Here is a 12,363-nt window from a genome sequence, read left to right as displayed (position 1 = left end):
GGCTTTCGCCGGTCGGCAAGCAAGAGCCGCGCCGCCCCTCGTGGGGTCGACTTACTTCTTGTCGCCGTCAGCGCCTTCGAAAAGGCTCTTCGGCGGGTTCTTCTTCATTTCTTCGGCAAAGGCCACCTGGGCCGGCGTCTGGCATTCGTCGGCGATGCGCAGGCCGGCCTTCTGGTTCATCAGCATCGACTTGTTGCCCAGCTGCAGCCACATGGCGCCAGCGCGGGGGTCTTCGAGGCGGATGGCGCCGGTGCGGCTTTCGACCGGGTGCATGCGATAGCGCAGGCCCTTGGTGGTCACGGTGAAGAAGCCGGGCTTCTTCTCGTCCTCGGTCACGGTCACGTCGGCGCCGAGTTCGCACTGGGCCTTGCCGGTCGACACGCGCTTGGCGACCTCGAGGTCGGACTCGGTGAGCACGACGTTGGTGTCATCGCTGATCGGCGTGACTTCCTCGACGGCCTTGGCGGCCTTGCGGGTGACCTGGCGCTTGGGCGGGGCCTTCTTGGCTTCGGTGGACTTGGCGGCGGGCTTGGCAGCGGCCGGCTTGGCGGGCGTGCTGCTCTGCGCCAGGGCACCGAACGGCAGAGCCAGGGCCACTGCGGCGATCAGGGCGATTTTCTTCATGTGAGGGTTTCCTTGAGGCTGGTTCGGAGGTTTCAGGAGACCGCGGGCGTCAGCCAGGCCTTGGCCTCTGGCGGCAGCGCGCGCCCTGTTGCGTGGGCACGCGTCAGCACCTGCCAGAAATGGCGGTAGCTCGCGCGGTCGTGCAATGTGCCATCAATTTGTGTCGGCGCCCAATCCGCGGCCGCTGCCTTGAGCAGGATATTTGTGGCAATTTGAATCTGCGCCTCGTCGGGCGCGAAGGCCTCGAGGATCGGCCGGATCTGGTTCGGATGGATGCTCCACATGCGCGTGTAGCCGAATTCGCGGGCCGCCTTGCGGGCCGCGGTGCGCATGGCGTCCATGTCGTTGAACTCGGTCACCACGCAGTGCGAGGGCACCTTGCCGTGCGCATGCGCGGCCGAGGCGATCGCCAGCTTGGCGCGCACCACCAGCGGATGCGTGAACTGGCCCGCGGCGCCCATGCCCTCGGCGGGGATGGCGCCGGCGTGGGCCGAGACGAAGTCCATCAGGCCGAAGCTCAGCGACTGCACGCGCGGATGGGCCGCGATGTCGAAGGCGTTGTGCACGGCAAAAGGCGATTCGATCAGCACGTGCAGCGGCAGCGTTTCGGCATCGGCGGCGTCGAGCGCGGCCACGGCCTGCTCGACGTCGGCCACCGATTCGACCTTCGGCACCATCAGGTGACTGAGCCGCTGGCCGGCACGGCCCGCGATGGTGACCACGTCGCCCGCGAAGGCCGGGTGGTCGACCGGGTGCACGCGCACGCCGACGCGCATGCCGGGCCTGGCGGCCAGCGCCAGCTCGGTGACCAGCGCCGCATGCTCGGCCTCGCCGCCCACCGGGGCGCCGTCCTCGCAGTCGAGGGTGACGTCGAACACGCAGGCGCCGAACTCCTCGGCCATCTCGGCCTGGAGCGCGAGGCTCTTCTTCATGCGCGCCTCGACGCCGCTGTAGTGGTCGCACACCGGCAGGCTGACGGCGCCGGCCTGCGCGCCGAGCAGCACGGCAGCGGGATGGGCGGGGGCGCGTTCGCTCACGATGGTCACGCCTTCTTCTGCGCCACGATGAACATGCGCGGGAAGGCCAGCAGCCGCTTGCCGTCGGTGCGCGCCGGGTAGGCCTCGTTCACGCGGCGCTCGTATTCGGCCAGGTAGCTGGCCTGCAGGTCGGGCGGCAGCCGATCGACGAAGGGCTTCAGGCCCGTGCCACGCACCCATTCGACGATGGAGGCGGCATCGGCCATACGGTGCTGGTAGATCGTGTGCCAGACATCGACGTTGGCCGCGCGCGGCGCCAGCAGGTCGTAGTAGCCGCCCAGCGGCAGCAGCTTGGTGCGCAGCCGGTCGGCATCGCCGATGGGCTCGGCCCAGGGCGCTTCGGCCGCGAGCGCGCGCATCAGGCGGTGCGTGGGTTCCTGGCGGTTGTCGGGCATCTGGATGGCCAGCACGCCGCCGGGGGCGAGCGCGTCGAACAGGCGCGGGATCAGCGTTTCGTGATCGGGCACCCATTGCAGCGACGCGTTCGCATAGATGAGGTCGGGCGCCGCTTCCGTGGAAGGCGCCCAGGTCGCGATGTCGCTCAGCTCGAAGCGCGCGCCGGGCAGGCGCTCGCGCGCGCTGACCAGCATGGCTTCGGAGTTGTCGGTCCCGAGGGCCTCGGCCTTCGGGAACCGGTGGACCAGCAGCTCGGTGGAGTTGCCCGGACCGCAGCCGAGGTCGACCACGCGGGCCGCCTCCGCCAGAGGCACCCGCGCCAGGAGTTCCTGTGCGGGGCGGGTGCGCTCGTCCTCGTAGCGACGATAGAGCGCGGGGTTCCAGTCGAGCATGCCGGTGCCTGGCTTACAGCAGGTGGGCGACGCCGGCCTGCTCGTCCTGCAGTTCCTTCAGCGTCTTGTTGATGCGTTCCTGGCTGAATTCGTCGATGGCCAGGCCTTCGACCAGCTTGTATTCGCCGTTTTCGGTGGTGACCGGGAAGCCGAAGATCACGTCCTTCGGAATGCCGTACTGGCCGTCCGACGGGATGCCCATCGTGACCCACTTGCCGTTCGAGCCCAGGGCCCAGTCGCGCATGTGGTCGATGGCGGCGTTGGCGGCCGAGGCAGCCGACGACAGGCCGCGCGCTTCGATGATCGCGGCGCCGCGCTTGCCGACGGTCGGCAGGAAGGTGTCGGCATTCCAGACCTGGTCGTTGATCAGGTCCTTGACGCTCTTGCCGCCGACGGTGGCGAAGCGGTAGTCGGCGTACATCGTGGGCGAGTGGTTGCCCCAGACGGTGAGCTTCTCGATGTCGCCCACGGCGGTGCCGGTCTTGGCGGCGATCTGGCTGGCGGCGCGGTTGTGGTCCAGGCGCAGCATGGCGGTGAAGTTCTTGCGCGGCAGGTCCGGCGCGCTCTTCATGGCGATGTAGGCGTTGGTGTTGGCGGGGTTGCCGACCACCAGCACCTTGACGTCGCGGCTGGCGACGGCGTTGAGCGCCTTGCCCTGGGCCGTGAAGATCTGCGCGTTGGCGGCCAGCAGGTCGGCGCGCTCCATGCCGGGGCCGCGGGGACGGGCGCCCACGAGCAGCGCGTAGTCGGCGTCCTTGAAGGCCACCAGCGGGTCGCCGCTGGGGATCACGCCGGCCAGCAGCGGGAAGGCGCAGTCCTCGAGCTCCATGATCACGCCCTTGAGCGCCTTCTGGGCCTTCTCGTCGGGAATTTCGAGCAATTGCAGGATGACCGGCTGGTCCTTGCCGAGCATTTCGCCGGACGCGATACGGAACAACAGGGCATAACCGATTTGACCGGCGGCACCGGTGACGGCAACGCGGACGGGCTTTTTGCTCATGGGAAGACTCCAGAAGTGATGTGACGGTGTCGGCGCACGCGCGAAACGCGGCGGCGGAAGTCTCGCGGGGCGGTCGGGAGGTCCGAAAAGGGCCGGACGGCCGCGGCGCGGGAACGGCCGGCATTTTAAGCCGATTCGATGAGGCCCGTCTTATGTCTTATATAAGATATCCTCCGGGTTCCGCCACGGCGCTTACCCACGCCCTGCCATGAACAGCCCCACCACCACCCTCGACGAGCCCACGACGCCCTCGTTCAGCCCGCTCTACCAGCAGATCAAGACCCTGATCCTGCAGAGCCTGCAGGCGGGCGAGTGGAAGCCGGGCGAGCCGATCCCCAGCGAGATGGACCTGGCCGTGCGTTTTCGCGTCAGCCAGGGCACGGTACGCAAGGCGATCGACGAACTCGCGGCCGAGAACCTCGTGGTGCGGCGCCAGGGCAAGGGCACCTTCGTCGCGACGCATGCCGAGCAGCATGTGCAGTACCGCTTCCTGAAGCTGGTGCCCGATGGCGGCCTGCCGAGCGCCGAAGGCCCGGCCGAGCGCACCATCGTCGACTGCAAGCGCCTGCGCGCCTCGGCCGACGTGGCGCGCGCGCTGGGCCTGCGCACCGGCGATGCCGTGCTGCAGGTGCGGCGCGTGCTCGCCTATGGCGGCGTGCCGACCATCCTCGAGGACCTCTGGCTGCCGGGCACGCCGTTCAAGGGCCTCACGGCCGAGCGGCTGCGCGCCTGGCCGGGCCCGATGTACGCGCTGTTCGAAACCGAGTTCGGCGTGCGCATGGTGCGCGCCGAGGAGAAGATCCGCGCGGTGCTGCCCGACCCCGAGCAGGCGCAATTGCTCGACGTCACGCCGCAGATGCCGCTGCTGAGCGTCGAACGCGTGGCCCACACCTACCACGACATGCCGATGGAACTGCGCCGCGGCCTCTATCGCACCGACACGCACCACTATCGCAACCAGCTCGGCTGAATGCGCCTCACGATGGACCACGTAACGAATACGCTTCGAGCCGCCGCGCGGCGCGCGCAAGACGCTATGAAGTCAAGAGCATCCGACTGCCGCGGTGCGTCGACGCGAGCGCGACCGATGCGCGATGGTGCATTGCAATAGAATTTTGCGTTGTTTGCATTTCCCGAAGAGAAAACAAAAGCGTTCGCTCTCAGAACAAGTCAATCAACAAGCCACGAAAGCCCCTCCATGACAGAGCTTGCATCCTCCTCCACACCACGGCGTCGCGAATTCCGCAACATCAACGCCTTCACCGATCTCACGACCTACCGCCTGCCGCCCGCCGGCATCGTGTCGATCCTGCACCGCGTCAGCGGCGCGCTGATGTTCCTGCTGCTGCCGTTCATCATCTGGATGTTCGACACCTCGCTCTCGTCCGACTATTCGTTCGCCAAGTTCAAGGCCGCCTTCAACAGCGGCCTTGGTTTCGTTCCGGGCTGGTTTTTCAAGCTCGTCGTGCTCGCGCTGATCTGGGCCTACCTGCACCACTTCATCGCCGGCGTGCGCCACCTCTGGATGGACGTGAGCCACAAGGCCGTGACCAAGGAGTTCGGCAAGAGCTCGGCCATCTTCACGCTGGCCGCGAGCGTCCTGCTGACCATCGTGCTCGGCGCCAAGCTGTTCGGCCTGTACTGAGAAGGAGCCTCAAATGTCTGTGAACTACGGCTCCAAGCGCATCGTCGTCGGCGCGCATTACGGCATGCGCGACTGGCTCAGCCAGCGCGTCACGGGCGCCCTGATGGCGCTCTTCACGATCATCCTGCTGGCGCAGCTGATCTTCACGCGCGGCCCGATCGGCTACGACCTGTGGGCCGGCATCTTCGCCGCGCAGTGGATGAAGGTCCTGACCTTCTGCGTCATCGTGTCCCTGCTCTATCACGTGTGGGTCGGCATGCGCGACATCTGGATGGACTACATCCAGCCCGTCGCGATCCGCCTCGTGCTCCAGATCTTCACCATCGTCTGGCTGGTCGGTTGTGCGGGTTGGGCCATTCAAGTGCTTTGGAAAATCTGACGACCCCATCCCCACCATGACCTACACAAAAGAACAAATCACCAAGCGCAAGTTCGACGTCGTGATCGTCGGTGCCGGCGGTTCCGGCATGCGCGCCTCGCTGCAACTGGCGCGTGCGGGCCTCAACGTGGCCGTGCTCTCCAAGGTGTTCCCCACCCGTTCGCACACGGTCGCCGCGCAAGGCGGCGTGGGCGCCTCGCTCGGCAACATGAGCGAGGACAACTGGCACTACCACTTCTACGACACGATCAAGGGTTCCGACTGGCTCGGCGACCAGGACGCGATCGAGTTCATGTGCCGCGAAGCACCGAAGGTCGTGTACGAGCTCGAGCACTTCGGCATGCCCTTCGACCGCAACCCCGACGGCACGATCTACCAGCGTCCGTTCGGCGGCCACACGGCCAACTACGGCGAGAAGCCCGTGCAGCGCGCCTGCGCCGCGGCCGACCGTACCGGCCACGCGATGCTGCACACGCTCTACCAGAAGAACGTGGAAGCGCGCACCCAGTTCTTCGTCGAATGGATGGCGCTCGACCTGATCCGCGACGACGAAGGCGACGTGGTCGGCGTGACCGCGCTCGAGATGGAAACCGGCGACCTGCACATCCTGCAGGCCAAGACCGTGCTGCTGGCCACCGGCGGCGCGGGCCGCATCTTCCAGGCCTCGACCAACGCCTTCATCAACACCGGCGACGGCCTCGGCATGGCCGCGCGCTCGGGCATCCCGCTGCAGGACATGGAGTTCTGGCAGTTCCACCCGACCGGCGTGGCCGGCGCGGGCGTGCTGCTGACCGAAGGCTGCCGCGGCGAAGGCGCGATCCTGCTCAACAGCAACGGCGAACGCTTCATGGAGCGCTATGCGCCCACGCTGAAGGACCTGGCACCGCGCGACTTCGTCTCGCGCTCGATGGACCAGGAAATCAAGGAAGGCCGCGGCTGCGGTCCCAACAAGGACTACGTGCTGCTGAAGCTCGACCACCTCGGTGCCGAGACCATCCACAAGCGCCTGCCTTCGGTGTACGAGATCGGCATCAACTTCGCCAACGTCGACATCACCAAGGAACCGATCCCCGTGGTGCCCACCATCCACTACCAGATGGGCGGCATCCCGACCAACATCAACGGCCAGGTCGTGATCCAGAAGGGCGAGGACAACAGCGCCGTCGTCAACGGCCTCTACGCCGTGGGCGAATGCTCGTGCGTGAGCGTGCACGGCGCCAACCGCCTGGGCACCAACTCGCTGCTCGACCTCTTGGTGTTCGGCCGCGCGGCCGGCAACCACATCGTCGAGTTCAACGACAAGCTCAAGGAACACAAGCCGCTGCCGGCCAACGCCGCCGACCGCACGCTCGAGCGCCTCAACGAACTGCAGAACTCCACCGGCGGCGAGTACGCGCAGGACGTGGCCAACCAGATCCGCGTCACCATGCAGCAGCACGCCGCGGTGTTCCGCAAGCAGGCCTCGATGGACGAAGGCGTGGTCAAGATCGCCGAAGTGCGCGAGCGCGTGAAGGCCATCGGCCTGAAGGACAAGTCCAAGGTGTTCAACACCGCGCGCATCGAGGCGCTGGAGGTCGACAACCTGATCGAAGTGGCGCAGGCCACCATGGTCTCGGCCGCGGCCCGCAAGGAATGCCGCGGTGCCCACACCGTCGAGGACTACGAGCGCCCGGCCGACGATCCGGTCGCGCCGCTGGGCCGCGACGATGCCAACTGGATGAAGCACACGCTCTGGTACAGCGCCGACAACCGCCTCTCCTACAAGCCCGTCAAGCTGCAGCCGCTCACGGTCGCCTCGGTGCCGCCGAAGGTTCGTACCTTCTAAGCGCCAGCTAATGATCAGCCACGTAAAAGCATTCACAAGGTCACAACGATGAAGCGCACATTCCAGATCTACCGCTACGACCCGGACAAGGACGCGAAGCCCTACATGCAGACCGTCGAGATCGAACTCGACGGCCACGAGCGCATGCTGCTCGACGCCCTGATGAAGCTCAAGGCGCAGGATCCGACGCTGTCGTTCCGCCGCTCGTGCCGCGAAGGCGTCTGCGGTTCCGATGCGATGAACATCAACGGCAAGAACGGTCTGGCCTGCCTGACCAACATGAACACGCTCAAGGGCACCGTGGTGCTCAAGCCGCTGCCCGGCCTGCCGGTGATCCGCGACCTGATCGTCGACATGACCCAGTTCTTCAAGCAGTACAACTCGATCAAGCCGTACCTGCAGAACGACACCGTGCCGCCCGAGAAGGAACGCCTGCAGTCGCCGGAAGAGCGCGAGGAGCTCAACGGCCTGTACGAGTGCATCCTGTGCGCGAGCTGCTCGACGAGCTGCCCGAGCTTCTGGTGGAACCCCGACAAGTTCGTGGGCCCGGCCGGCCTGCTGCAGGCCTACCGCTTCATCGCCGACAGCCGCGACGAAGCCACCGCCGAGCGCCTCGACAACCTCGAGGACCCGTACCGCCTGTTCCGCTGCCACACGATCATGAACTGCGTCGACGTGTGCCCGAAGAGCCTGAACCCGACCATGGCCATCGGCAAGATCAAGGAACTGATGGTGCGTCGCGCCATCTGACCCGACATGGCTGCTTTGCCCGGCACCCCATCGCCCTCGGCGCCTCCTGCGGGAAGCGCGGCGGCCGAGCCGCTCGGAGAACGAGCGCTCAGCAAGCTCAAGTGGCGCTGCCGGCGCGGCCTGCTCGAAAACGATCTGTTCATCGCCCGCTTCTTCGAGCGGCACGAATCTCGCATCACCGTCGGCCAGGCCGGCGCGATGGAAGTTCTGATGGACCTCTCGGACAACGATTTGCTCGATCTTCTCCTTCGTAGAAAGGAGCCCGAGCCCGCATGGGCCGGGGCCGAGGTGGTCGAGCTTCTGCAGCTGATGCGCGCCGACGGTGCGCAGCGGCCTGCAACCTCCACGACCTCTCCCTCCTCGCCCTCTCGAACAATCCTCTGAAAGAAACCCGAAATGAAAGCCTCCGATACCAAGGCCACGCTATCGTTCAGCAACGGCGCCGACAAGGTCGAACTGCCGATCTACAAGGGCACCGTCGGTCCCGACGTGATCGACATCCGCAAGCTGTACGCGCAGACCGGCATGTTCACCTACGACCCGGGTTTCATGTCCACCGCGGCCTGCCAATCGGCCATCACCTACATCGACGGCGACAAGGGCGAACTGCTGTATCGCGGCTATCCCATCGAACAGCTCGCGACCAACTGCGACTTCCTCGAGACCTGCCACCTGCTGCTGTACGGTGAACTGCCGGATACGGCCAAGAAGGCCAACTTCACCAAGCTCGTGACCAACCACACGATGGTCAACGAGCAGATGCAGTTCTTCCTGCGCGGCTTCCGCCGCGATGCGCACCCGATGGCCATCATGACCGGCCTGGTGGGCGCGCTGTCGGCCTTCTATCACGACAGCACGGACATCAACAATCCCGAGCACCGCGAGATCGCCGCGATCCGCCTGATCGCGAAGATGCCCACGCTCGTGGCCATGGCCTACAAGTACACGATCGGCCAGCCGTACATGTACCCGAAGAACGAACTCAGCTATGCGGGCAACTTCCTGCACATGATGTTCGCCACGCCCTGCGAGGAGTACAAGGTGAACCCGGTGCTCGAGCGCGCGCTCGACCGCATCTTCATCCTGCACGCCGACCACGAGCAGAACGCCTCGACCTCGACCGTGCGCCTGTGCGGCTCGTCGGGCACCAACCCCTTCGCGGCCATCGCGGCCGGCGTGGCCTGCCTCTGGGGCCCGGCCCACGGCGGCGCCAACGAAGCGGCGCTCAACATGCTCTACGACATCCAGAAGGAAGGTGGCGTGGAGAAGATCGGCGAGTTCATCAAGAAGGTCAAGGACAAGAACTCGAACGTCAAGCTGATGGGCTTCGGCCACCGCGTGTACAAGAACTACGACCCGCGCGCCAAGCTGATGCAGGAAACCTGCAACGAAGTGCTGACCGAGCTGGGCCTGGAAAACGACCCGCTGTTCAAGCTCGCCAAGGAACTGGAAAAGATCGCGCTCGAAGACGAGTACTTCGTGTCGCGCAAGCTCTACCCGAACGTCGACTTCTACTCGGGCATCGTGCAGCGCGCCATCGGCATCCCGGTGCCGCTGTTCACCGCGATCTTCGCGCTGGCCCGCACCGTCGGCTGGATCGCCCAGCTCAACGAAATGATCGGCGACCCCGAGTACAAGATCGGCCGCCCGCGCCAGCTGTTCGAAGGCTCGCCCAAGCGTGACGTGAAGCCGATCTCGGCCCGCTGATCGGTTCTTTGGACCGCTCCCTGCAAAAGCTGCCTCCGGGCAGCTTTTTTATTGCCCGTTCGGCATGGCCCTCCTCGCGCCCGGGCAGCAAGGCCATCTCATATCACGATGGCAGCAGCATGAAAACAGGAAGAAAATAGCCGACTCATCGCCAGATGCGATGCCCAAACCCCCATGAGCACGTCCGAACGCAACTTTGCCCGCCGCATCGACCTCACGTCGCTGCAGCTGTTCGTGGCCGTGTGCGAGCTGGGCAGCATCGGCCGCGCCGCGGAGCGCGAATTCATCGCCGCCTCGGCCATCAGCAAGCGCCTGTCGGACCTCGAGGCCACGCTCGGCACCACCCTGCTCTACCGCCATGCGCGCGGCGTCGACCTGACGCCGGCCGGCGAGAGCCTGCTGCACCACGCCCGCTCGGTGCTCTACAGCCTCGAGAAGATGCAGGGCGAGCTCAGCGAGTACGCCGACGGCGTGCGCGGCCACGTGCGGGTGCACGCCAACATCTCGGCCATCGTGCAGTTCCTGCCGGAAGACCTGGGCGTGTTCACGCGCGCCCACGAGGCGATCAAGATCGACCTCGAGGAGCACCTGAGCACCGAGGTGATCCGCGCGGTGCAGGAAGGCGCGGCCGACCTCGGCGTGTGCCACGTGGCCGGCGGCGCGGGCGAGCTGCAGAGCCTGCCCTACCGGCACGACCGCCTCGCGCTGATCGTGCCCGCGGGCCACGCGCTGGCCGACCAGGGTGCGATCGACTTCATCGCCGCACTCGACTACGACCACGTCGGCCTGCACACCAACAGCTCGATCTACGTGGCGATGCACGAGGCCGCGCTGCTCGCGGGCCGCAGCGTCAAGCTGCGCATCCACGTCACCGGCCTCGATGCGATGTGCCGGATGATCCAGAACGGCCTGGGCATCGGCGTGATGCCGCAGCGCGCCTTCGAACTGATGCAGGACGGCATCGGCCGCGGGCTGGTCAGCGTGGCGCTGTCCGACGCCTGGGCCGCGCGCGAGATCCGGCTGGTGGCGCGCGATTTCTCCACGCTGCCGGTGGCGGCCCGCACGCTGGTGAACCACCTGCACGCGGCCTCCTCCACCGAGGCCGAGGCCGAAGCCGGCGCCGACCGGCTCGCGGCCTGAAACACAAGACAATCCATTCCCCACGAAAGAGAAGAGACCGACATGGCACGCACGCTCTACGACAAGATCTGGGACGAACACGTCGTCCACACCGAGGAAGACGGCACCGCAATCCTCTACATCGACCGCCACCTGGTGCACGAAGTCACCAGCCCGCAGGCCTTCGAAGGGCTGCGCGAAGCCGGCCGCAAGCTGTGGCGCATCAGCTCGGTGGTGGCCACGGCCGACCACAACACGCCGACCACCGGCTGGGAGCGCGGCTACGAAGGCATCGCCGACCCGACCAGCAAGGAACAGGTCACCACGCTCGACCACAACATCGCCGAGTTCGGCGCCGCCGCGTTCTTCCCGTTCCTGAGCAAGCGCCAGGGCATCGTGCACGTGATCGGCCCCGAGACCGGCGCCACGCTGCCGGGCATGACGGTGGTCTGCGGCGACTCGCACACCTCCACGCACGGCGCCTTCGGCGCGCTCGCGCACGGCATCGGCACCAGCGAGGTCGAGCACGTGATGGCCACGCAGACGCTGCTGGGCAAGAAGGCCAAGAACATGCTCGTGAAGGTCGAGGGCAAGCTGCCCCTGGGCTGCACGGCCAAGGACATCGTGCTGGCCATCATCGGCAAGATCGGCACCGCCGGCGGCACCGGCTACACGATCGAGTTCGCCGGCTCGGCCATTCGCGACCTCAGCATGGAAGGCCGCATGACGGTGTGCAACATGGCGATCGAGGCCGGCGCGCGCGCGGGCCTGGTGGCGGTCGACGAGAAGACCGTCGCCTACATCAAGGGCCGCCCGCTGGCGCCCACCGGCGTCGAATGGGACCAGGCCGCGGCCTACTGGCGCACGCTGCAGTCCGACCCCGGCGCGAAGTTCGACACCGTGGTCGAGCTCGACGCGACCCAGGTCAAGCCGCAGGTCACCTGGGGCACCTCGCCCGAGATGGTGGTGGCGATCGACGGCCGCGTGCCCGATCCCGACAAGGAAAAGGACAGCAGCAAGCGCGGCGCCATCGAGCGCGCGCTGGTCTACATGGGCCTGGAGCCGAACAAGCAGATGAACGACATCTTCATCGACAAGGTGTTCATCGGCTCGTGCACCAACAGCCGCATCGAGGACATGCGCGAGGCCGCGGCCGTGGTGAAGAAGCTGGGCCAGAAGGTCGCGAAGAACGTGAAGCTGGCGCTCGTGGTGCCCGGCTCGGGCGTGGTGAAGGAACAGGCCGAGCGCGAAGGGCTCGACCAGATCTTCAAGGCCGCGGGCTTCGAATGGCGCGAGCCCGGCTGCTCGATGTGCCTGGCGATGAACGCCGACCGCCTCGAGCCCGGGGAGCGCTGCGCCTCGACCAGCAACCGCAACTTCGAAGGCCGCCAGGGCGCGGGCGGCCGCACCCACCTCGTGAGCCCGGCCATGGCCGCCGCGGCCGCCGTGCACGGCCATTTCGTCGACGTGCGCACCTTCGCCTGACCAG

General features: G+C 66.7%; 13 protein-coding genes. 9 read left to right on the top strand and 4 right to left on the bottom strand.

Features of this window, described 5'->3' with window-relative positions; translation table 11 throughout:
- Positions 1-51: 51 nt before the first annotated feature.
- The 4 genes from R0232_RS09635 to R0232_RS09620 are packed head-to-tail and all read right to left on the bottom strand — an operon-like array spanning position 52 to position 3,449.
- Positions 52-624 (bottom strand): hypothetical protein, encoded by a 573-nt coding sequence (locus R0232_RS09635; protein WP_431511951.1) that lies wholly within the window; start codon positions 622-624, stop codon positions 52-54.
- A gap of 32 nt (positions 625-656) precedes the next feature.
- Entirely contained in the window at positions 657-1,661 is a 1,005-nt protein-coding gene (locus R0232_RS09630) for an HpcH/HpaI aldolase/citrate lyase family protein (protein ID WP_431511950.1), read from the bottom strand.
- A gap of 5 nt (positions 1,662-1,666) precedes the next feature.
- Entirely contained in the window at positions 1,667-2,449 is a 783-nt protein-coding gene (gene tam, locus R0232_RS09625; protein WP_431511949.1) for a trans-aconitate 2-methyltransferase, read from the bottom strand.
- 13 nt (positions 2,450-2,462) lie between these two features.
- Entirely contained in the window at positions 2,463-3,449 is a 987-nt protein-coding gene (locus tag R0232_RS09620; RefSeq protein ID WP_057595824.1) for a malate dehydrogenase, read from the bottom strand.
- A 208-nt stretch (positions 3,450-3,657) separates the two neighbouring features.
- Between R0232_RS09620 and R0232_RS09615 the strand changes: the two genes are divergently transcribed.
- From R0232_RS09615 to leuC, 9 genes are all read left to right on the top strand, one after another.
- Positions 3,658-4,419, top strand: coding sequence for a GntR family transcriptional regulator (locus R0232_RS09615; protein ID WP_093348760.1), 762 nt, complete (start codon positions 3,658-3,660; stop codon positions 4,417-4,419).
- 228 nt (positions 4,420-4,647) lie between these two features.
- Positions 4,648-5,094, top strand: coding sequence for a succinate dehydrogenase, cytochrome b556 subunit (gene sdhC, locus R0232_RS09610; RefSeq protein ID WP_057595822.1), 447 nt, complete (start codon positions 4,648-4,650; stop codon positions 5,092-5,094).
- Positions 5,095-5,107: 13 nt separating this feature from the next.
- A complete protein-coding gene (gene sdhD, locus R0232_RS09605) occupies positions 5,108-5,473 on the top strand; it encodes a succinate dehydrogenase, hydrophobic membrane anchor protein (RefSeq protein ID WP_093348757.1) in 366 nt (121 codons plus the stop codon).
- Positions 5,474-5,489: 16 nt separating this feature from the next.
- Positions 5,490-7,298 (top strand): succinate dehydrogenase flavoprotein subunit, encoded by a 1,809-nt coding sequence (gene sdhA, locus R0232_RS09600; RefSeq protein ID WP_093348754.1) that lies wholly within the window; start codon positions 5,490-5,492, stop codon positions 7,296-7,298.
- A gap of 48 nt (positions 7,299-7,346) precedes the next feature.
- Positions 7,347-8,048 (top strand): succinate dehydrogenase iron-sulfur subunit, encoded by a 702-nt coding sequence (locus R0232_RS09595; RefSeq protein WP_093348750.1) that lies wholly within the window; start codon positions 7,347-7,349, stop codon positions 8,046-8,048.
- A gap of 6 nt (positions 8,049-8,054) precedes the next feature.
- Positions 8,055-8,432, top strand: coding sequence for a succinate dehydrogenase assembly factor 2 (locus R0232_RS09590; RefSeq protein WP_208513664.1), 378 nt, complete (start codon positions 8,055-8,057; stop codon positions 8,430-8,432).
- Positions 8,433-8,444: 12 nt separating this feature from the next.
- Complete coding sequence (gene gltA, locus R0232_RS09585; protein ID WP_093348745.1) at positions 8,445-9,755, top strand: citrate synthase; 1,311 nt, start codon at positions 8,445-8,447, stop codon at positions 9,753-9,755.
- Between the two features lie 174 nt (positions 9,756-9,929).
- Positions 9,930-10,895, top strand: a complete 966-nt coding sequence (locus R0232_RS09580) for a LysR substrate-binding domain-containing protein (protein ID WP_431511948.1) — start codon at positions 9,930-9,932, stop codon at positions 10,893-10,895.
- 42 nt (positions 10,896-10,937) lie between these two features.
- Positions 10,938-12,359, top strand: coding sequence for a 3-isopropylmalate dehydratase large subunit (leuC, locus tag R0232_RS09575; RefSeq protein ID WP_093348735.1), 1,422 nt, complete (start codon positions 10,938-10,940; stop codon positions 12,357-12,359).
- Positions 12,360-12,363: the final 4 nt, after the last annotated feature.

It is taken from the genome of Variovorax sp. DAIF25, assembly GCF_050711835.1.
In the GTDB taxonomy this organism is placed as follows: Bacteria; Pseudomonadota; Gammaproteobacteria; order Burkholderiales; family Burkholderiaceae_C; genus Variovorax.
The sequence above is the reverse complement of the archived record's forward strand: the minus strand, read 5'-3'. Positions and strand labels throughout refer to the sequence as shown.

Coding starts and splice junctions, on each gene's coding strand:
- sdhA (WP_093348754.1), top strand. CDS start 5,490: ATGACCTACACAAAAGAACAAATCACCAAGCGCAAGTTCGACGTCGTG.
- gltA (WP_093348745.1), top strand. CDS start 8,445: ATGAAAGCCTCCGATACCAAGGCCACGCTATCGTTCAGCAACGGCGCC.
- sdhD (WP_093348757.1), top strand. CDS start 5,108: ATGTCTGTGAACTACGGCTCCAAGCGCATCGTCGTCGGCGCGCATTAC.
- sdhC (WP_057595822.1), top strand. CDS start 4,648: ATGACAGAGCTTGCATCCTCCTCCACACCACGGCGTCGCGAATTCCGC.
- R0232_RS09635 (WP_431511951.1), bottom strand. CDS start 624: ATGAAGAAAATCGCCCTGATCGCCGCAGTGGCCCTGGCTCTGCCGTTC.
- R0232_RS09590 (WP_208513664.1), top strand. CDS start 8,055: ATGGCTGCTTTGCCCGGCACCCCATCGCCCTCGGCGCCTCCTGCGGGA.
- leuC (WP_093348735.1), top strand. CDS start 10,938: ATGGCACGCACGCTCTACGACAAGATCTGGGACGAACACGTCGTCCAC.
- R0232_RS09580 (WP_431511948.1), top strand. CDS start 9,930: ATGAGCACGTCCGAACGCAACTTTGCCCGCCGCATCGACCTCACGTCG.
- R0232_RS09620 (WP_057595824.1), bottom strand. CDS start 3,449: ATGAGCAAAAAGCCCGTCCGCGTTGCCGTCACCGGTGCCGCCGGTCAA.
- R0232_RS09615 (WP_093348760.1), top strand. CDS start 3,658: ATGAACAGCCCCACCACCACCCTCGACGAGCCCACGACGCCCTCGTTC.
- tam (WP_431511949.1), bottom strand. CDS start 2,449: ATGCTCGACTGGAACCCCGCGCTCTATCGTCGCTACGAGGACGAGCGC.
- R0232_RS09595 (WP_093348750.1), top strand. CDS start 7,347: ATGAAGCGCACATTCCAGATCTACCGCTACGACCCGGACAAGGACGCG.